The following is a 17,940-nucleotide window of genomic DNA, read 5'->3' on the forward strand; positions in this document are numbered from 1 at the left end:
ATGACCTGATGAAGACGCCAGGCACCGAGAGTGTCGTGGCCATCCGCAAGCGCATGGAGGAGATCATGATCGACAAGGTGGGCATCTTCCGCACCGGTGATGAACTCGCCGAGGCCGTGGATGAGCTCGAGCAGCTCCTGGCGAAGAGCCGCCATATCGGTGTGGCATCGCGGGCGGCCGGCACCAACCCGGAGCTGGTGGCGGCCTATCGTCTGCCGAAGATGCTCAAGGTGGCCATCTGTGTTGCCTTGGGCGCGCGTGAGCGCACGGAAAGCCGCGGTGCCCATTTCCGCGAGGACTATCCGCAGCGCAATGACCGGGACTGGCTGAACCGGACCCTGGCCACCTGGCCCGACGAGGCCGCTGGCCTACCGCGCCTGGACTACGAAGCCATCGACGTGATGGCCATGGAGACGCCACCGGGATTTCGCGGCTATGGTGTCCGCAATCACCTCGAGCATCCCGATACTCCGCAACGCCTGGCCGAGATCGAGCGTATCCAGGCGGACCATCCCGATGCGGATCGTGTCGAGCTTCAGCAGGCTATGATGCCCTTCGATGATCTGCTGCCGCCCAGGTATCGCGGCCCCAACCAGCGGCTGGAGGAGGACACCCATGAACACTGAATTACCCTCGGCGCCGCCAGGGCGTCGGTTGACCTTTCATATCCTGCGCCACAATCCCCGGGACCCGGACAGCCATCTGCATATGGCGACCTACGAGCTGGATGAGGCGCCGGGGATGACGCTCTTCATTGCCTTGAACGCCATTCGCGACGAGTACGAGCCGTCCCTGCAGTTCGATTTCGTCTGCCGGGCAGGGATCTGCGGCAGCTGCGGCATGCTGATCGATGGACGCCCCGGGCTGGCCTGCCGGACCCTGACCCAGACCCTCGGCGAGGAGATCACCCTGGCGCCCCTGCCGGCGTTCAAGCTGATCGGTGACCTCTCGGTGGATACCGGCCGCTGGATGCGGGGCATGAGCGAACGCCTGGAAACCTGGGTCCATGGCCGGGAAGACAGGGATCTGGATCGACTCGAGGACCCCATGGAGCCGACGCTTGCCGAGGAGATCTACGAGCTCGACCGATGCATCGAATGCGGCTGCTGCGTGGCCGCCTGTGGGACCGCCCTGATGCGCGAGGATTTCATCGGCGCCGTGGGTCTCAACAAGATGGCCCGCTTTCGCCTAGACCCCCGGGACGATCGCACCGATGAGGACTATTTCGAGCTCATCGGCGACGACGACGGGGTCTTCGGCTGCATGACCCTGCTCGGCTGCCAGGATGTCTGTCCCAAGGACCTCTCCCTGCAGACCCAGATCGCCTTCCTGCGCCGGCGCATGATCGCCACGGGATAGGCCTGCCCGGGGCTGATGATCTCCGATGTCAGTCAGATGGGCTCAGGGCTCGCAACTCGCCGTATGGCGCAGCCGGAGTCGGGCGCGGAGGTGACGGGCGAGGATGTCCACGCCGATGTTGAGAAGGGCGGTGATCACGATGAGCACCATGGCGCGGTCGAAGCGGATCTCCTGGATGGCGCTGTCGACATGGAAGCCCAGGGTGGCGATGCCGAGGATGCCGAGGATGGCGGTCTCGCGCATGATGATCTCCCAGCGGTAGAACAGCAGTGCCAGGAAGGGGCCATAGACCCGTGGCGCCACCTCGAAGGCGTAGCGGTCGATGCCGCCGGGGGCGTCCTGGCGCAGCGTGATCTCGTTGCTGCGGCGTCCGACCAGGTGAGCGATGATGGCGGCGTTGTGCAGCGCCAGGGCGACGACCGCCGGCAGCATCGAGGGGCCCCACAGCTGCAGCAGGATGAAGGCCAGCAGGTACTCCGGGGTGGAGCGCATCACCACCAGTAGCCCGTGGCCCAGGGTGCCGCGCACCCGGCCGGTGAAGTGACGCCCCGTGAAATGGTGAGAGATCAGCGGAAAGAGCAGCATCGCCAGGATACCGGTGACGACCAGGGCGATCTGGGTCAGCAGCAGGGTGTTCCAGATGCCCGGCAGGGCCTGGTCAAGAAGGAGGTCGCCGAGCCAGGGCCAGAGGCCTTCCAGTCCCTCGCCGTTGCGTAGCGGGGCGGGCACGATGTCACGGGTGAAGAAGCGCGTGACATTGCTCCACATGATCGGCAGGCCGGTGCCCAGCAGGAAGGGTGAGACCGCGAGATATATCGGCAGCAGCCGTGGCCGCACCCAGAGCCGTAGCGTGGCGATGAGCGCGTAGAACAGCAGTAGCAGGGCGCCGACGGTACCATAGTGGCCCTGGGCGGAGGCGCCCGCGAGATGGAAGCCCAGGGTGGGCATGCCGACGAAGCCGATCACCGCACTGGAGCGCAGGCCGCACTCCAGGCGGTAGGCCGTATAGCTGACCAGGTGCGGCCAGGCCAGGCTGATGCGGGTGTAGACCAGCGCCGAGAGCCGCCCGGTCGATTTCGGCAGGGTGCGCCCCGGTTGCGGGTCGCTCTCGTCGAGGATCTCGGCGTAGACCTTGGCGAAGGTGCCCGCATAGGGGATGGCGATGGCCAGCACCCCGGTTATCGGGTGCAGGCCGAAACTCTGCAGGAAGATCAGCGCCCAGAACAGCTCGTGGATGGCACGGATGAAGGCGCAGAAGGTGCGCACCCAGAGATGTCGGAACAACAGCGCCAGCAGCATCCCCGCGGCGGCACCCACGCCGACGCCGACGAAGGCGAAGGCCACCGTGCGCATCAGGGCCTCGCCGAGGAAGTCCACGCGGGACAAGTCGGGCTGGATCAGCCCCATGAAAAGACGGCCGAGAGCCTGCCAGGGGTCGTGGGTGCTGATCTCGAAGTCGCCGAACAGCAGGCAGACCGCGGCCACCAGGACCAGCCCCAGGGAAACGCGACGGGTGGCGGTCGAGGGCATGCCCATGGCGTCAGTAGAGCGTCAGGAGGTCGTGGGCGGACAGGCGCTGGCTGGGCTCGTCGACGGCGATGCTGCCATCCCGGATGCCGATCACCCGGGTGCAGTAGTGCAGTGCCAGCTCGACATCGTGCATGGCCAGCACCACCGTGGGGTAGGCCTCGGTCAGGGCGGTCAGGATGACCTCGGACAGCGGGCCGTCCAGGGCCGAGACCGGCTCGTCGGCGAGCAGCAGGCCGCCCCCCTGGTGGATGACGCGCGCCGCGGCGACCCGCTGGCGCTGGCCGCCGGAGAGCTCGCCGCTGGGTGCCCAGCGCTTGTCGTCGATACCCAGCCTTTCGAGCAGGGCGCTTATCTCCTCCACGTCACGACGCCGGGGACGCATCAGGGTCAGCAGGTTGCGCCACCAGGGATGCCGGTCGAGTCGTCCCATGTAGACGTTGTGAAATACCGAGAGGGTGGGCACGAGGCCGAGCTCCTGAGGCATCAGGGCGGCGCCCCGGTCGCGCCACTGGTCGTACATCACCGACAGTAGCGTCGACTTGCCGGCACCGCTCCGCCCGACCAGGGCGACGCGCTCGCCGGGCGCCAGTGCCAGGCTCAGGGGGCCGAGCACGCGCCCCTCGCCGTAGTCGGCCACGGCATTCTGCAACGCCAGGCGGGTCATTCGTCCAGCAGGCCCAGGGATTGCGCCACTTCCTGGATTTCCCGGTAGTCCTCGTTGTCGGCGGGGATGAACCCCGAACGCGGGAAGCTGGCCAGCAGCTCGGGGTCGTCCATGTCGAGCAGGGCCCGGGTCAGGCGTTCGGTGAAGCCGTCGCCGAAGCGTTCATCGACATCGCCGCGGACCGTCCACTGGTAGTCGGGGTAGGGGGGCGATTCCCAGATCACCTGCACGCTGTCGAGGTCGACGTTGCCGCTTTCCACCTCGTTCTCCCACGCCGTGTAGCTGAGCACGCCGGCCTGGTAGGCGCCGGACTCGACCACCGAGACGGTGCGGCTGTGGTTGCCGCTGTAGCCGACCCGGGCGAACAGTTCGTCGGGTGAGTCGCCGAGATCCTGGCGCAGGAGGTATTCCGGCATCAGCCGCCCGGACGTGGAACTCTGGGAACCGAAGCTGAAGGTCAGTCCGCGCAGTCCCTCGGGGGCCGTGTCCCCGTCATGGTACTCGAGCCCCGTGGCCTGGTTGGCGATGAAGTAGCTCCTGTAGTCGGGGTCCTCCACGCCCTGGGCAATGGCGCGGGAGCCGGGTACCAGCTGGCGTGCCTGGACGCCGGTGAAGCCGCCGAACCAGGCCAACTGCACCTGATTGTTGCGGAAGGCGGTGACCGAGGCGGCGTAGGAGGTGACGGGAATGAAACGCACCTCGACGTCGAGTTCCCCGGCGAGGTAGTCGGCCACGGCCTGGAAGCGCTGTTGCAGGCGGGTCTCGTCCTCGTCGGGGATGGCGGTGAAGACCAGGGTCTGCGCCGCCGCAAGGGGTGAGGCCAGGAGGAGGGCGAGGGTCAGCGACAGGTATCTGAGCATGGATGCGTTCCGTTGGTGAGTGGAGAGGGACATGATGCCATCTTGCCGAGGATCATGAGGATTCTACCCATTCAGAGGGCACAGGTACGAAAGCCGGCGAGGATGTCGTTGCGTTCCGGGGTGAAGAAGTTGCGGTAACCGGTGTGGACCAGCCGGGCCCGGGTGGCCCAGGCGCCACCGCGCAGCACATGGCGGCCTTCCCGGAACCAGGGCGCCGAGTAGTCGCGGTAGAGCTCGGCCTGGAAGCCGGGAAAGGGCCCGAACGTCGAGGCCGTCCACTCCCAGACGTTGCCGAGCATCTGCCGGCAGCCAAAGGCGCTGTCACCCGCGGGGAAGGCGGCAACATCCGCCGGGCCGAGCCGCTGGCCGTCGAGGTTGGCGTGCCGTGGCGTCGCGGGCGAGTCACCCCAGGGATGGAGACGCTTGCCGGGCGCGAGGGCGTTGCCGGTCTCGTCCGGCATCCGGCTGGCGGCGACCTCCCACTCGGCCTCGCCGGGAAGCCGGCGACCGGCCCAGCGGCACCAGGCCTCGGCCTCGTGATAACTGACATGCACCACCGGTTGATGGGGGGCCAGGGCACGCCAGCGGTCGAAATGGCGAACCCGCCAGCCACCCCGGCCATCACCCTGCCAGTAGAGAGGTGCCTCCAGGCCCTGCTGCTCGCGCCATTGCCAGCCCGCCTCGCTCCACAGCTCGCGACGCTGGTAGCCACCATCGGCGACGAACTCGGCAAATTCGGCGTTGGTCACGGGGGCCAGGGCGATGGTGAAGGGGGCGACCTCGACCTCCATGGGCGGCTTCTCGTTGTCGAAGCGAAAGGCCACCCTGTCATCGGAGCCGAGCCAGTGGCGCCCGCCGGGAATCGAGACCTCACCCGGCCAGGGACCCTCGGGACCGGGGGTCGGTGGTGCCGGCCCCAGCTCCGGCGCCGGATCGGCCAGCGTCTGGCGGGTATACAGGAAGGCCTCGCCGTGCATGTCCTCGTGCAGGGTGGTGAGCTGGTAGACGTAGCTCTGGGCGGCACTGGCCATGCCATCGGGCAGGCGTTCCAGCATGGCCCCGCGGACGCGGTCCAGGTAGGCCAGGGTCTCCTCGATGCCGGGCAGGGGCAGGGACCAGCGGTCGTCGTGGGGGATACGGCTGGAGTCGTAGAGACGTTCGGCGCCGGCCAGGCGATACTCGGGGAGACCGTAGAGTTCTCGCAGGGCGAAATGGTCGTGGAAGAAGCCCAGGTGGCCGAGTTCCCAGAGGGGCGGGTTGACGATGGCCAGTTGCGGGCCGAGCCAGCGTGAGGCATCGAGGTCCAGGGTCAGCGCTAGGCTGCGCGTGCGGGCGTCATCGAGCATGCGCACCAGGTCTTCGCTGTCCTGACGGGGTGTCGGCGGTGTCTCTGGCATGACGACCTCATGAGGAGTGGATGTGGCATCGAAGGGTGTGGCACCGAAGATTGCATTGATCACCCCGGCAGGCCGGCAGTCGCGTGCCGGGAACCGCGCCACGGCGACGCGATGGGCGAGGTTCCTGGGTGAGCTGGGCTGCCGGGTCCGGGTGACGCAGCACTTCTCCGAGCTGGCCGCGTCGGCAAGGGATGTCGATCTGATGATCGCCCTGCATGCCTGGCGGAGTCATGATTCGATCCGTGACTTCCGCGAGGCGTTCCCCGAGCATCCCCTGATACTGGCATTGACCGGTACCGATCTCTACCGATTCCAGCATAGCCATGTCGAGACCGTCATGGATAGCCTTCGCCGCGCCGATGCGCTGATCGGGCTACATGATCGAGTCAAGGACGACCTCCCGAAGCGCTTCCATGCTCGCCTGCACATCGTGGTGCAGTCGGCGCTTCCGCTGCCACCAGGCGCGCCGGGTCCGGGTCGACGGTATTTCGATGTGCTGGTGGTCGGCCACCTGCGCGAGGAAAAGGATTCCCTGCGGGCCGCCCTGGCGGTTCGGGACCTTCCGGAGGAATCGCGGCTGAGGGTCATCCAGCTGGGTGGCGCCCACAGCGATGGCTGGGCCCGTGCTGCCAGGGAGGAGATGGCCCGCAATCCCCGCTACCAATGGCTCGGCGACCTGGCCCACTGGCGGGTGCGCCAGTGGATGGCCCGCGCGCGGCTGATGGTGATCAGCTCACACATGGAAGGCGGCGCCAATGTGGTCAGCGAAGCCTGCGTGGCCGGCCTGCCGGTGATTGCCTCGGAGATTCCCGGCAATCGCGGCCTGCTGGGCGACGACTATCCTGGCGTCTTCCCGGTGGGCGATACCGGGGCACTGAGGTCCCTGCTGTTGCAAGCAGAGCGATCTCCGGCTTTTCTCGACGACCTGCGCCAGCGGGTGAATGCCCTGGCGCCACGCTGTCGCCCGGAGGCCGAGCGCGAGGCGCTGGCGCGAGTGCTGGAAGCCTGCAAGATCACGACGAGGCGATGAGGCGTATGGGTGCCAGGGCGTCCCCTTCGGGATGCACGCGACCGATGATCCGTGTCTGGGCGTGGCCCAGTGCCCTCAAGTCGGCCAGGCAAGCCTCGGCACGCTCGGCGGGGAGACTGGCCAGCAGGCCGCCGGCGGTCTGTGGGTCGAAGATCAGCGGATAGCGCGGATGATCGACCCATGCCTGCTGGTCCTGCAAGGCGCGGCGCAGTCGCACGTTGGCGGGCTGCAGGGAGCTGAGGATGCCGGCGGCGACGGTGTCCTCGGCGCCCTCGAGGATCGGCAGGGCCGACAGGTCGAGCTCGGCATCCACGCCGGAAGGGCGGGTCATTTCCACCAGGTGGCCCAGCAGCCCGAAGCCGGTGACATCCGTGCAGGCGCTGGCACCGTGTTCCCTCAGGCAGGTCGCGGCCTGGCGGTTCGACTGGCACATGCTGTCCAGTGCGGCGTCGATCCAGCGCCCGCGGGCCGCCAGCCGGGCATGGGCAGCGAACAGCGTGCCGGTACCGATGGGCTTGGTCAGTACCAGTACCTCGCCAGGTCGCATGCCGCCCTTGCGCAGCACCTCTTCCATATTCTCGTCGACCAGGCCATTGATGGCGAAGCCCAGCGCCAGCTCCTGTCCCTCACCGGTATGGCCACCGACCAGGGCGCAGCCGGCCTCGTTGAGCATCTCGACGGCGCCGGCCATCATCTGACGGACCGTGTCTTCCACCTTGGCTTCCAGGCCCTGGGGCACCGTGGCGATGGCCGTGGCGGTCTGGGCCTCGGCGCCCATGGCGAAGATGTCGCCCAGGGCATGGTTGGCGGCGATCCTGCCGAAGACATAGGGGTCGTCGATGAAGGCGCGGAAGAAGTCCACGGTGTGCACCATGGCCTTGCCCGGCGGCACCCTGACCACCGCGGCGTCGTCGGGGGCGTGCAGGCCGATCAGCACATCGTCGCGCTCCACCGGCACCAGTTCCCCGATGGCCCGCGAGAGTACCGAGGCGCCGACCTTGGCGCCGCAGCCGCCGCAGCGCATGGCGATCGCCGAGATCGCCTGGTCGTTCTCGGCCTCGTCGAGGGGGACTCGGCTGGCCCTGGCCGGTTTCATGGGGCCGTCTTGCATCGGCGGCAGGTCGTTGAATTTCGACATGAAGCGCCGATCGATGACGTCCTTCCAGCGCCACACCCAGTCGCCGGCAAGATAGAGCGCGCCGCGCGACGCCACCGCATGCCTGTCGCCGGTGCTGATCAGCGCCAGCCACGTCGCCTGGGGGTGGTAGGCTGTCAGCGGCCGGCCGGTCACGGCGGCGCGCAGGTTGTCGGCCAGGGGGCGCCCCTGGCGCACGGCGAAGACGCCGGCCTTCTCGCGCGGGTGGGAGACCTGGTTGGCGATATCGCCGGCGGCGAAGACCCGGGGATCGCTGAATGACTGGAGAGTGTCGTTCACCCGGATGAAGCCGTCGTCGTCGAGTTCCAGGCGGGTATCACGCAGCCAGGCGGCGCCACCGGCGTTGGTCACCCAGACGATCTCTTCGGCCTCGTGCCAGCCGCCTTCGGCGCTTTGCAGCCGGCCCGCCTCGACGGCGACGATATCGGTGGCGGTGTGGAGCTCGACATTGCGTGCCTGAAGCGCCGCCAGGAAGTGCGCCTGCACCCGGGCATTGTGGGTGGGCAGGATCGTCTCGCCGCGGGTGAAGAGGGCGAAGGCCAGCTCATCCGGGTCTCGCCCTTGGGCGACCCGTTCCCGACGCAGCCGATACTGCATGGCCAGCAGCAGCTCGACGCCACCGGCTCCGCCGCCGACCACTGCTACACGGGTCCTGCCCGGGTGGTGCTTGATGCGTTCCAGCAAGGTCTGCCAGCGATCATTGAAGCGGTGGATCGGCTTGACCGGCACGGCATGGTCGCCGGCGCCCTCGACGGCATCGACCCGGGGTGTCGAGCCGATATTGATCGACAGCCAGTCGTAGGGCACCGGGGGCCGCGAGCGGCAGAGCACCCGCTGTCCATCGTGGTCGATGCCGACGGCTTCATCGCCGAAGAAACGCGCACCGGCGTATTCCGCCAGGCGGCGCAGGTCGATATGCACCTCGTCGTAGGTGTAATGCCCGGCGATATAGCCCGGCAGCATGCCCGAATAAGGCGTATGCGTGTCGCGGCAGATCAGGGTGAGCCTGACGCCGGGTTCGGGCTTCATGGCGAAGCGCTTGAGGACGCCGACATGAGTGTGGCCGCCGCCGACAAGCACGATATCCCGTAACACCGGTTGCTGCATGGGAAGACTCTCTCTAGATTGAAGGCTCATGCTCAGCGTTGTTCACGAGAATACGTCACGAGAATACGTCACGAGGATACGTCATGACCCAGGCCGTGCGCTTTCACGATCAGCATGTTGACGAAGCGAGTGCGTCCTTTCTCGACGACGTGATGGCAGGCCTGAGCGCCCGGCCCAAGGCGTTGTCGCCGAAATACTTCTACGACCAACGGGGCTCGCAGCTCTTCGAGGCCATCTGTCGCCAGCCCGAGTATTACCTGACCCGCACCGAGGAGGGCATCCTTGCCGCGGCTGCCGAGGAAATCGCGGCCATCGTCGGGCCGGAATCCCTGCTGGTGGAACTGGGCAGTGGCGCCAGCCGCAAGGTCAGGCTGCTGCTGGAGGCGATGCGTCCCAGCCGCTACCTGGGCGTGGATATCTCGCGGGATTTCCTGCTGCAGAGCACCCGTCTCCTGGCGGCCGACTATCCCTGGCTCGAGGTCCATGCCGCCTGGGCCGATTTCTCGCAAAGGCTGTGCTTGCCGGCGGGCGTCGAGGGCAGGCGGGTGGTGGCCTTCTTCCCCGGTTCGAGCATCGGCAACTTCGAGCCGCAGGAAGCCGAGGTCTTCCTCAGCCGTCTGCGGCGGGCGATGCCTCCGGGCAGTGGTGTGCTCATCGGTGTCGACCTGGTCAAGGATCGTGGCGTCCTCGAGGCGGCCTACGACGACGCCGCCGGCGTGACGGCGGCGTTCAACCTGAACCTGCTGGAGCGGATGCAACGGGAACTGGGAGCCGAGGTGGAGGTAGGCAACTTCCGTCATCTGGCCTTCTTCAACGAGGCGGCGTCGCGCATCGAGATGCATCTGGTCAGCCAGTGCGCGCAGGTCATCGGCATCGATTCGCGTCGCTTCGCCTTCTCACGGGGCGAGACGCTGCATACCGAGAATTCCTGCAAGTATCGCCTGGAAGGCTTCCAGGCGCTCGCCGAGAGGGCCGGCTATCGCCCCGCGGCGGTCTGGACAGACACGGACCGGCTGTTCAGCGTGCACTATCTGTCAACGGACGCTCTGTCAACGGACGCCGATTGACTGGATCCGGCTGACATACGAAGGCCACCCCTGCCGCGGAATCGGCAGGGGGGGAGTCGCGGGATCATGACGGTGGGGCTAGTGTGGCGTGCCCTGCGGATCGATTGAGTGATACAACAGGCGCAGTTCATCGACACTGAGATGCTCGAGCCGTCCGGCGAGCAGGTCGCTGATCTTCTGCATTGGCAGGCCGGCGCGGCGAGCGATGTCGCGACTGCCGAGCTCCGAGGCAGCGATCAATCGAGTGATGATACGCATCAGGCGTGTGCGTTGTTCCAGGTCCCTGACATCGAGGTCAGGGCTTCTTCGCGGAGGGTCTTTGAATTCCGCTTGGGCGTTATGATGTGCCGTACTCATGATGCTCCAATAAGCCGTTTCGACCTGCATAGCATGGTGCCTTTCACAGCATCTTGCCAAGGGAATCGAGCAGATTTTTTTATTTTTTTATGGTCGGTTTGAGGTGATGTCGACCAGACGTTTCGGCGAGAGTGACGATAAACGTAGAAAACCCTGTATTGGCGTCCCACGGAAGGTGCATGCTAGGCTGCTTCCAGGCGTCATCTGTTCCTGGACGCCCGATATGAATCCGACAATAACCTGCCAAGCAGGATGAGAGGAATGCCATGCAAGTCTTCAAGTATGCCGTCGCGGCATCATTGATCGTCACGGCCCCGCTGGCCGTCGCACAACAGATCTCCATCGCCACGGGCGGTACGGGCGGGACCTACTATCCCTACGGTGGTGGCCTGGCCGAGCTGATCAATAACGAGATCGAAGGCGCCAGTGCGGTCGCCGAGGTGACGGGGGCCTCTGTGGAGAACATGGGGCTGGTCTGGCGGGGTGATTCCGACCTGGCCCTGGCCCTGGCCGACACCGTCTATCAGGCCTACAGCGGTACCGGTGACTTCGAGGGGCGCCAGCTGGAGAACATCCGCGCGCTGGCCTCGATCTATCCCAACGCCGTGCAGATCGTGACCCTGGCCGATTCCGGCATCGAGTCGCTCTCCGACCTCAAGGGCAAGGCGGTCTCCGTGGGCGCCCCGGGCAGCGGTACCGAGGTCAACGCCCAGACCCTGCTCGAGGCCAACGGCATCACCTATGAGGATATCGACGCGCGTCGCCTGAACTTCAACGAGACAGCCGATGCGATCCGCGACGGCGACATCGAGGCCGGCTTCTGGAGTGTGGGTCCGCCCACCAGCTCGATCATGAACCTGGCCACGACGCGCGACATCCGCCTGGTCGGCCTGACTGACGAGGAGGTCGCCAAGGCCAAGGAAGCCGAGTCCGTGTTTGCGGCCTATGAACTGCGTGCCGCTCTCTACGATGGCATGGACGAAGCGGTGCAGACCATCAGCATCCCCAACGTCCTGGCGGTGAGCAGCGAGATGGATGAGGAACTGGCCTACCAGATCACTCGTATCCTCTTCGAGCATACCGATGAACTGATCGCCATCCATCCGGCGGCCAACGACACGACCGTCGATTTCAGCGTCAATTCCACGCCGATTGCCTTCCATCCGGGCGCCCTGCGCTACTATGAGGAAGTCGGTGCCGAGATCGCCGATCATCAGCGTCCCTGACGGTCAATGCGATTCTCACGCCTGAAAGCGGCCTTGCTGCCCGCCTCGCTGCTTTTTGCGGCCCTGATGGTTGTTGATCAGGCGGCCGCCGCCGACGAGGCCCTGCTGGAGGTACTGGACGCCGGTGGCGAGCGCCTGGTGAGCCTGCCCATGCCCGAAGGCGAGGGCTGGTGCCTGGAGTGGAACCACTCGGTCGAGGGCTTCCCGGTGCTGGACTGCTACCGCAACCGGGAGGGGCGTATGGTGCTGGTGCGCAGCCACCTGCCCGACTTCGCCGCGGGACTGGACCACATTCCCGGGCGCGGTCGTCAGGTCTCCGATGGCGAGGGCGGCTACTGGATCGAGGATATTGACGAACCCGTGCCGGGCAACGCCTATCTGCTTCGGGTGGGGGCGATGCGCGTCGACCATCGCCTGGTGATCGATGATACCCGCACCAGCCTGAGCCGCCTGGCGGCCAACGAGCGGGTGACGATCAGGCTGGCCCTGCCTTCCGGCCCCCCCGAATGAACGACACCCTTGCAGACAATCCTGTGAGAGGACCACGATGAGCGATTCGGGCATCTCCCCCGTCATCCCCGGCAGCCAGGCGAAGCATCCCCGCCCGGTGCTGTGGCTGATCACCCTCGTGGCGGTAGGGCTGTCGCTGTTCCAGCTCTACTCAGCCGGTATCCAGCCGCTGGGGCTCTTCTACCTGCGCAGCATCCACTTGATGCTGATCATGATGCTGGCCTTCCTGATGTATCCGCTGCTCGGGCCCAACCGCGCGCGTGGCCCGATCAGCGGTCTGATCGACCTGCTGTTCCTCGGTGGTGCTCTGATCACCGGCGGCTATCTGGTGCTCTACCTCGACGAGATCATTGATCGCGCCGGCTTCTGGAGCCAGACCGACATCATGGTCGGCGGCATCGCTACCCTGACCGTGCTGGAGGCCGCACGCCGTTCGGTGGGGCTGGGGATGACCATCATCGGCATGGTCGCCATCCTCTACGCCTTCGCCGGGCCGAGGGGCGAGCTGCCCTGGCTGAGCCAGTTCCTGCCGGGCATCCTCGAGCACCGCGGTTACAACCTGGACCGCCTGGTGGGCCAGCTCTACCTGGGCCAGGAGGGGATCTTCGGCCTGCCCCTGGGAGTTGCGGCGACCTATATCTTCATCTTCGTGCTGTTCGGCGCCTTCCTGGAAATCACCGGTGCCGGCAAGTTCTTCATCGAGCTGGCCTATGCCGCCACCGGGCGACAGCGCGGCGGGCCGGCCAAGGCGGCGGTGATCGCCTCCGCCGGCATGGGCTCGATCTCGGGCAGCGCCATGGCCAACGTGGTGACCACCGGGGCCTTCACCATCCCCTTGATGAAGCGCCTGGGCTTCAAGCCGGCCCAGGCCGGCGGCATCGAGGCGGCGGCCTCCACCGGCGGGCAGATCATGCCGCCGCTGATGGGCGCCGGCGCCTTCCTGATCGCCGAGTACACCCGAATGCCCTACCTCGAGGTGGTCAAGGTCAGCATCCTGCCGGCGATCATGTATTTCGGCACCGTCTACCTCTTCGTGCATATCATCGCTCTCAAGCAGGGCATGCAGGGCATGGCGAGGAGCGAACTGCCGCAGATGCGCGATGTCATGGGCGCCGGCTGGCACTTCTTGCTGCCGCTGGCGGTGCTGGTGTGGCTGCTGGTGATGAACATGTCGCCGATGCGGGTGGGCTACTACGCCATCCTCACCATGCTGGCAGTGGCGGTGCTGCGCTTCGTCGTGTGGTTCCTGTTCATCGCACCTCGCAAGGGCCAGCGGGTGACCGGCGATACTCTGCGAGAGGCGGTAAAGAGCGGTCTGGTCAAGCTGGTCGGCGGCCTGGAGCTGGGTGCCCGTAATGCCGTGGCGGTCTCCATGGCCTGCGCCGTGGCCGGTGTCATCGTCGGCGTGGTGGGACTGACGGGCCTGGGCCTGAAGTTCTCCTCGATGATGATGGCCTTCTCCGGCGGCAACCTGCTGCTGGCGCTGGTGATGGTGCTGCTGGCCAGCCTGGTGCTGGGCATGGGCCTGCCGGTGACGGCCAGCTATATCGTGCTGATCGTGCTGGTGGGCCCGGCGCTGACCGCCGAGTTCGGGGTGCCGCTGTTGATCGCTCACCTGGTGGTGTTCTGGTATTCCCAGGACTCCAATGTCACGCCTCCCATCGCCCTGGCGGCCTTCGCCGGGGCGGCCATCTCCGGCAGCAAGCCGATGGAAACCGGCTTCCAGGCCTGGAAGTTCGCCAAGGGCCTCTACCTGATACCGCTGTTCATGGTCTACAACCCGGAGATCATCGTGGGTGGCCCGCTGCCGCTGCTGGTGTGGACCGCCTTCACCGGCCTCCTGGCCCTGGGTGCCTTCGCCGCTGCCCTGGAGGGGTACCTGTTCACGCGCATGGCGTGGCCGATGCGCGTGCTGCTGCTGCCGGCGATCGTCGGGGTCTTCTATCCCAGCCTGCTGGCAGAAGTCGGCGGAGCGGCGGTGATGGTGCTGATCCTGGCCGGCAACTGGCTGATCAGCCGACGTGAGTCGGCCGCTGCCGGTGCCGGCTGAGGTCGGGCACTCGTGTGTGCTCAGAGTCGATTCGCTGACCGGGCCTCGGGAGGTTCCCGGTCATCAACTCGAGAGGGTGTCGCTCGCATCGAGATCCGAGCGATTCCCCGGAAGCCAGGGCAGCGTCTTGGCAGCTAGCGACAAGACCCTGATAGTGATTTCCTTGCTGAAAAGGGGGCGTCATGTCGACCATTGCCATCGCAAGAGCCACTCGCCCCAACTTCCTGGTGCTGGCCCCCCTCTGCGTGCTGCTGGGACTGGGCCTGGTGGCCCTCCAGGCGGTGAATCTTCCTGCCCTCGACATCGTGCTGGTGCTGATCGGTGGTTTGCTCGCCCATGCGGCCGTGAACCTGCTCAACGAATACGAGGACTTTCGCTCGGGGCTCGATCTGATCACCCGTCGTACGCCCTTTTCCGGGGGCAGCGGGGCACTGCCCGAGACGCCCTCGGCCGCACCCCTCGTGCGGGTTGCCGCCCTGCTGACCCTGACGGGTGTCGCAGCGATCGGGGCCTATTTCCTGTCGTTGCGTGGCTGGCCGATGCTGGTCATCGGCCTGAGCGGTGTGGGCCTGGTAGTGGCCTATACTCGCTGGATCACCCGCTTGCCCTGGCTGTGTCTGCTGGCACCGGGGCTGGGCTTCGGCCCGGTGATGGTGCTGGGGACCCTGGTGGCCCTGGGCGGGCGGATCGACGTGGCGTCGCTGATCGTCTCGGGGGTGTCGCTGTTGCTGGTCAGCGAACTGCTGTTGCTCAATCAGTTCCCCGACGTGGAGGCCGACCGATGGATCGGTCGGCGTCATCTGCCTATCGTGCTGGGTCTCCACGGGGCCTCGAGGATAGTGGTGGCATTGCTGCTGGGTGCCTATGCGTTGATCGCACTGGGTCAGGTCAGCGGCGCCTTGCCGGCTGGCGTCTGGCTGGCCTGGCTGACATTGCCCGCCGCGCTCTGGATCGTTCGGCGGCTTCCCGAGGCTCTGGAGGCGCCGGAACTGCTTCTCAGGCTGCTGGGTGTCAATGTGGCCACTCTGCTGGCGACACTGGCGCTGCTGGGTGTCGGACTCTGGCTCGCCTAGTCGGGTGTTATGGATGACGACGCCTGCGGGCGCCGTTAGAATGTTCGGCTTTCCTTCCCGCACGCAGGCAGTTGCCGAGGAGTATCCATGCAGTCTGAACAATCGCCGAAGGTCGGCGTGATCATGGGGTCTAAGTCCGATTGGCCGGTCATGGAGCACGCCGTGGCGATGCTCGAGCGGCTGGGCGTGCCCTGCGAGACGCGGGTGGTCTCGGCCCACCGCACACCCGACCTGCTGTTTGACTATGCCAGGGAGGCCGCTGGGCGCGGCCTGCAGGTGATCATCGCCGGCGCCGGCGGGGCGGCCCATCTGCCGGGCATGGTGGCTTCCCAGACGGCGCTTCCGGTGCTCGGCGTGCCGGTGGAGTCCAGGGCGCTCAAGGGGCTGGACTCGCTGCTTTCCATCGTGCAGATGCCCGGTGGTGTCGCGGTGGGGACGCTCGCCATCGGCAAGGCCGGTGCCACCAACGCGGGCCTGCTGGCCGCTCAGATCATCGGCCTCCAGGATCCCGGAATACGCCGCGCCGTGGAGGCCTTCCGCGCCGACCAGACCCAAGCCGTGCTCGACAACCCCGACCCACGTCCGGCATCCGAATGAGGAGTGAACCATGAACATCGGCGTTCTGGGGGCCGGCCAACTGGGCCGCATGCTGGCCCTGGCCGGCTATACGCTGGCCAACCGCTTCACCTTCCTCGATACCACCGGGCACCCCAGCGCCGGCATCGGGGACGTGATCATCGACACCGACAGCAAGCACCTCGAGGCCTTCCTGGAGAAGGTCGACCTGGTGACCTACGAGTTCGAGCACCTGCCGGTCTCGCTGGTCCAGGCCATCGAGGAGGTCAGGCCGGTCTATCCCTCCAGTGAGGCGATCCGCGTCTGCCAGAACCGCGCCGAGGAGAAGGCGTTGTTCGACCGCCTGGGCATTCCCACACCCGCCTATCGCCTGGTGGAGAGCGCCGAGGAGCTCGAAGCCGCGGCCCGCGAGCTGGGTTGCCCGGTGGTGGCCAAGTCGGTCACCGAGGGCTACGACGGCAAGGGTCAGGCGGTGATCCGCGACCCGGCCCAGGCAGCAGACGCCTGGCGCGCCATCGGCCACCCCAGACTGATCGTCGAGACCTTCGTCGACTTCCTGCGCGAGGTATCGATCATCGCCGTGCGCGGCCGCGACGGCCAGGTGGTGTTCTATCCCATGGCCGAGAATGTCCACGTGGACGGCATCCTGCGCTATTCCATCGCCCCCATGCCCGACCTGGACGACAGCGTCCAGCAGACCGCCGATGGCTATATACGCCTGCTGCTCGATGCCCTCGACTATGTCGGCGTGCTCGCCCTGGAGCTGTTCCAGACCCGGGACGGCAGTCTGCTGGCCAACGAGATGGCCCCGCGGGTACACAACTCCGGCCACTGGAGCCTCGACGGAGCGGTGACCAGCCAGTTCGAGAACCACCTGCGCGCCATTCAGGGTCTGCCGCTGGGCGACACCGCCGCACGCCTGCCCACCTGCATGGTCAACGTGATTGGTCGCGAGGGGGATGCGGCCGAGATCCTGGCGATTCCCGATGCCCATCTGCACCGCTACGGCAAGAGCGAGCGCCTGGGCCGCAAGCTGGCCCACGTCAATCTGCTAGCACCGACCCATGGCGCACTGCTGGAAAAGGTACGCACCTGTGCGGCCCTGCTGCCGGGGGCCCCGGCGCCGCGCTTCAGCTTCGAATAGGCCGGGCTCGCCCGCCGCCCATGAAGAAGGCCCCGCTGATGCGGGGCCTTTCGCCTTTCCGTGGGAGCCGGCCGAGGTGTCAGCCGGTCTTGCGCTGGTTCATGAGGCCGAGCGCACCCAGGGCGATCCCGATGATCACCATGACGGCGATGGCCCAGAGAGGACTGTAGAAGGTGGTGTAGACATCCCAACCCATCAGGCCGAGGACATCCGAGAAGGCCGTTGAGGCGCCCGCCAGGTGGCCCCCCAGGGTGCCGGCGGAGGAGAACATCAGGCCACCGGTCAGGGCCAGGATCACCAGAGCCCAGCGACGATTACCCTCGAAGGCGGCATCGCCAGCTTTCCATACCAGCACGGTGATCATGGAGAAGATACCCAGGGACCAGAAGGCCATCAGGATATGGTTGCGCGTCAGCGGGCTGGCCAGGTTGGCCTCCATGGGCCAGACAAGAAGCCCGATGATGATGGCGGCCAGGCCGCCGAGCAGGCTCAGTACCAGCACCGGCAGCAGAGCGGCGCGACTGATCTCGGCCAGTCGGCCGGAGAGGAAAGCGCCGACCAGGATCATCAGGGTAGCAAGGGCCCAGAAGCCCACCGGGAAGTGGGTGAGCATGGCGTGAGTGCCGTTCATGAGCGGTCTCCTTGACGAATGGAACGGAAGCTGGGCAGCAGGGCGAGGGTCGTGCCGAGCATGGCGATCAACCCGGCGATCAGGGTCATCCACCAACGCGAGGTGATGGCCTCTCTGAATTCCATCTCCACCCCGTAGAGGGCCAATTGCTTCTCGCTGTGCCGGGCCTGGACCGGGGTGCCCTCGGCGATGTCCGGTGCGCC

General features: G+C 66.6%; 17 protein-coding genes and 1 pseudogene. 10 read left to right on the forward strand and 8 right to left on the reverse strand.

What is annotated here, in order from left to right:
• Both ACESMD_RS14015 and ACESMD_RS14020 read left to right on the forward strand, forming a co-directional pair.
• Positions 1 to 626, forward strand: a pseudogene (locus ACESMD_RS14015) (hypothetical protein); the annotation flags it as partial.
• Positions 616 to 1,359 carry a fumarate reductase iron-sulfur subunit gene (locus tag ACESMD_RS14020; RefSeq protein ID WP_372614197.1) on the forward strand — a complete coding sequence of 248 codons (744 nt, stop codon included), beginning with the start codon at positions 616 to 618 and terminating at the stop codon, positions 1,357 to 1,359. The pseudogene ACESMD_RS14015 and the gene ACESMD_RS14020, both read left to right, overlap by 11 nt.
• A gap of 42 nt (positions 1,360 to 1,401) precedes the next feature.
• Here the strand turns inward: ACESMD_RS14020 and ACESMD_RS14025 are convergent, their stop codons facing one another.
• The 4 genes from ACESMD_RS14025 to senA all read right to left on the reverse strand — a co-directional run bounded on the left by ACESMD_RS14025 (position 1,402) and on the right by senA (position 5,810).
• Entirely contained in the window at positions 1,402 to 2,889 is a 1,488-nt protein-coding gene (locus ACESMD_RS14025; protein ID WP_372614199.1) for a PhnE/PtxC family ABC transporter permease, read from the reverse strand.
• A gap of 10 nt (positions 2,890 to 2,899) precedes the next feature.
• A complete protein-coding gene (locus ACESMD_RS14030) occupies positions 2,900 to 3,553 on the reverse strand; it encodes an ATP-binding cassette domain-containing protein (RefSeq protein ID WP_372614201.1) in 654 nt (217 codons plus the stop codon).
• Positions 3,550 to 4,413, reverse strand: coding sequence for a putative selenate ABC transporter substrate-binding protein (locus tag ACESMD_RS14035; protein WP_372614203.1), 864 nt, complete (start codon positions 4,411 to 4,413; stop codon positions 3,550 to 3,552). The genes ACESMD_RS14030 and ACESMD_RS14035 overlap by 4 nt, the downstream gene beginning before the upstream one ends.
• A gap of 71 nt (positions 4,414 to 4,484) precedes the next feature.
• Positions 4,485 to 5,810 (reverse strand): selenoneine synthase SenA, encoded by a 1,326-nt coding sequence (gene senA / locus ACESMD_RS14040; RefSeq protein WP_372614205.1) that lies wholly within the window; start codon positions 5,808 to 5,810, stop codon positions 4,485 to 4,487.
• A gap of 22 nt (positions 5,811 to 5,832) precedes the next feature.
• On the opposite strand from senA, the gene senB reads away from it, so the two are divergent.
• The gene (senB, locus tag ACESMD_RS14045) at positions 5,833 to 6,840 is read left to right on the forward strand and encodes a selenoneine biosynthesis selenosugar synthase SenB (protein ID WP_372614207.1); all 1,008 of its coding nucleotides are present in this window, start codon (positions 5,833 to 5,835) and stop codon (positions 6,838 to 6,840) included.
• Here the strand turns inward: senB and selD are convergent.
• Positions 6,824 to 9,103 carry a selenide, water dikinase SelD gene (gene selD / locus ACESMD_RS14050; protein ID WP_372614209.1) on the reverse strand — a complete coding sequence of 760 codons (2,280 nt, stop codon included), beginning with the start codon at positions 9,101 to 9,103 and terminating at the stop codon, positions 6,824 to 6,826. The two genes, senB and selD, sit on opposite strands and share 17 nt — an antisense overlap.
• Before the next feature lie 83 nt (positions 9,104 to 9,186).
• Here selD and egtD point away from each other — a divergent pair, with 83 nt between their 5' ends.
• Positions 9,187 to 10,170, forward strand: a complete 984-nt coding sequence (gene egtD, locus ACESMD_RS14055) for an L-histidine N(alpha)-methyltransferase (RefSeq protein WP_372614211.1) — start codon at positions 9,187 to 9,189, stop codon at positions 10,168 to 10,170.
• A 78-nt stretch (positions 10,171 to 10,248) separates the two neighbouring features.
• On the opposite strand, the gene ACESMD_RS14060 is transcribed toward egtD, so the two are convergent.
• Positions 10,249 to 10,527, reverse strand: a complete 279-nt coding sequence (locus ACESMD_RS14060) for an XRE family transcriptional regulator (protein WP_372614213.1) — start codon at positions 10,525 to 10,527, stop codon at positions 10,249 to 10,251.
• Between the two features lie 266 nt (positions 10,528 to 10,793).
• On the opposite strand from ACESMD_RS14060, the gene ACESMD_RS14065 reads away from it, so the two are divergent.
• The 6 genes from ACESMD_RS14065 to ACESMD_RS14090 all read left to right on the forward strand — a co-directional run bounded on the left by ACESMD_RS14065 (position 10,794) and on the right by ACESMD_RS14090 (position 17,106).
• Positions 10,794 to 11,753 (forward strand): TAXI family TRAP transporter solute-binding subunit, encoded by a 960-nt coding sequence (locus tag ACESMD_RS14065; RefSeq protein WP_372614215.1) that lies wholly within the window; start codon positions 10,794 to 10,796, stop codon positions 11,751 to 11,753.
• A gap of 6 nt (positions 11,754 to 11,759) precedes the next feature.
• Entirely contained in the window at positions 11,760 to 12,263 is a 504-nt protein-coding gene (locus tag ACESMD_RS14070) for a DUF1850 domain-containing protein (RefSeq protein WP_372614217.1), read from the forward strand.
• 37 nt (positions 12,264 to 12,300) lie between these two features.
• On the forward strand, positions 12,301 to 14,313 hold the full coding sequence (locus ACESMD_RS14075; protein ID WP_372614219.1) for a TRAP transporter permease: 2,013 nt from the start codon (positions 12,301 to 12,303) through the stop codon (positions 14,311 to 14,313).
• Between the two features lie 182 nt (positions 14,314 to 14,495).
• Positions 14,496 to 15,386 (forward strand): prenyltransferase, encoded by an 891-nt coding sequence (locus tag ACESMD_RS14080; RefSeq protein ID WP_372614221.1) that lies wholly within the window; start codon positions 14,496 to 14,498, stop codon positions 15,384 to 15,386.
• A gap of 87 nt (positions 15,387 to 15,473) precedes the next feature.
• A complete protein-coding gene (purE, locus tag ACESMD_RS14085) occupies positions 15,474 to 15,983 on the forward strand; it encodes a 5-(carboxyamino)imidazole ribonucleotide mutase (protein ID WP_372614223.1) in 510 nt (169 codons plus the stop codon).
• A 10-nt stretch (positions 15,984 to 15,993) separates the two neighbouring features.
• A complete protein-coding gene (locus tag ACESMD_RS14090; protein ID WP_372614225.1) occupies positions 15,994 to 17,106 on the forward strand; it encodes a 5-(carboxyamino)imidazole ribonucleotide synthase in 1,113 nt (370 codons plus the stop codon).
• A 79-nt stretch (positions 17,107 to 17,185) separates the two neighbouring features.
• Here ACESMD_RS14090 and ACESMD_RS14095 read toward each other — a convergent pair whose 3' ends face one another.
• Together ACESMD_RS14095 and ACESMD_RS14100 are read right to left on the reverse strand one after the other, a co-directional pair.
• On the reverse strand, positions 17,186 to 17,737 hold the full coding sequence (locus ACESMD_RS14095) for a hypothetical protein (RefSeq protein WP_372614227.1): 552 nt from the start codon (positions 17,735 to 17,737) through the stop codon (positions 17,186 to 17,188).
• A partial coding sequence (locus ACESMD_RS14100; RefSeq protein ID WP_372614229.1) for a hypothetical protein occupies positions 17,734 to 17,940 on the reverse strand: 207 nt, incomplete at its 5' end. The genes ACESMD_RS14095 and ACESMD_RS14100, both read right to left, overlap by 4 nt.

It is taken from the genome of Halomonas sp., assembly GCF_041689495.1.
In the GTDB taxonomy this organism is placed as follows: domain Bacteria; phylum Pseudomonadota; class Gammaproteobacteria; order Pseudomonadales; family Halomonadaceae; genus Halomonas.

Coding starts and splice junctions, on each gene's coding strand:
- egtD (WP_372614211.1), top strand. CDS start 9,187: ATGACCCAGGCCGTGCGCTTTCACGATCAGCATGTTGACGAAGCGAGT.
- ACESMD_RS14060 (WP_372614213.1), bottom strand. CDS start 10,527: ATGAGTACGGCACATCATAACGCCCAAGCGGAATTCAAAGACCCTCCG.
- ACESMD_RS14025 (WP_372614199.1), bottom strand. CDS start 2,889: ATGCCCTCGACCGCCACCCGTCGCGTTTCCCTGGGGCTGGTCCTGGTG.
- ACESMD_RS14075 (WP_372614219.1), top strand. CDS start 12,301: ATGAGCGATTCGGGCATCTCCCCCGTCATCCCCGGCAGCCAGGCGAAG.
- senA (WP_372614205.1), bottom strand. CDS start 5,810: ATGCCAGAGACACCGCCGACACCCCGTCAGGACAGCGAAGACCTGGTG.
- ACESMD_RS14090 (WP_372614225.1), top strand. CDS start 15,994: ATGAACATCGGCGTTCTGGGGGCCGGCCAACTGGGCCGCATGCTGGCC.
- ACESMD_RS14070 (WP_372614217.1), top strand. CDS start 11,760: ATGCGATTCTCACGCCTGAAAGCGGCCTTGCTGCCCGCCTCGCTGCTT.
- ACESMD_RS14035 (WP_372614203.1), bottom strand. CDS start 4,413: ATGCTCAGATACCTGTCGCTGACCCTCGCCCTCCTCCTGGCCTCACCC.
- ACESMD_RS14020 (WP_372614197.1), top strand. CDS start 616: ATGAACACTGAATTACCCTCGGCGCCGCCAGGGCGTCGGTTGACCTTT.
- ACESMD_RS14030 (WP_372614201.1), bottom strand. CDS start 3,553: ATGACCCGCCTGGCGTTGCAGAATGCCGTGGCCGACTACGGCGAGGGG.
- ACESMD_RS14095 (WP_372614227.1), bottom strand. CDS start 17,737: ATGAACGGCACTCACGCCATGCTCACCCACTTCCCGGTGGGCTTCTGG.
- purE (WP_372614223.1), top strand. CDS start 15,474: ATGCAGTCTGAACAATCGCCGAAGGTCGGCGTGATCATGGGGTCTAAG.
- ACESMD_RS14080 (WP_372614221.1), top strand. CDS start 14,496: ATGTCGACCATTGCCATCGCAAGAGCCACTCGCCCCAACTTCCTGGTG.
- selD (WP_372614209.1), bottom strand. CDS start 9,103: ATGCAGCAACCGGTGTTACGGGATATCGTGCTTGTCGGCGGCGGCCAC.
- ACESMD_RS14065 (WP_372614215.1), top strand. CDS start 10,794: ATGCAAGTCTTCAAGTATGCCGTCGCGGCATCATTGATCGTCACGGCC.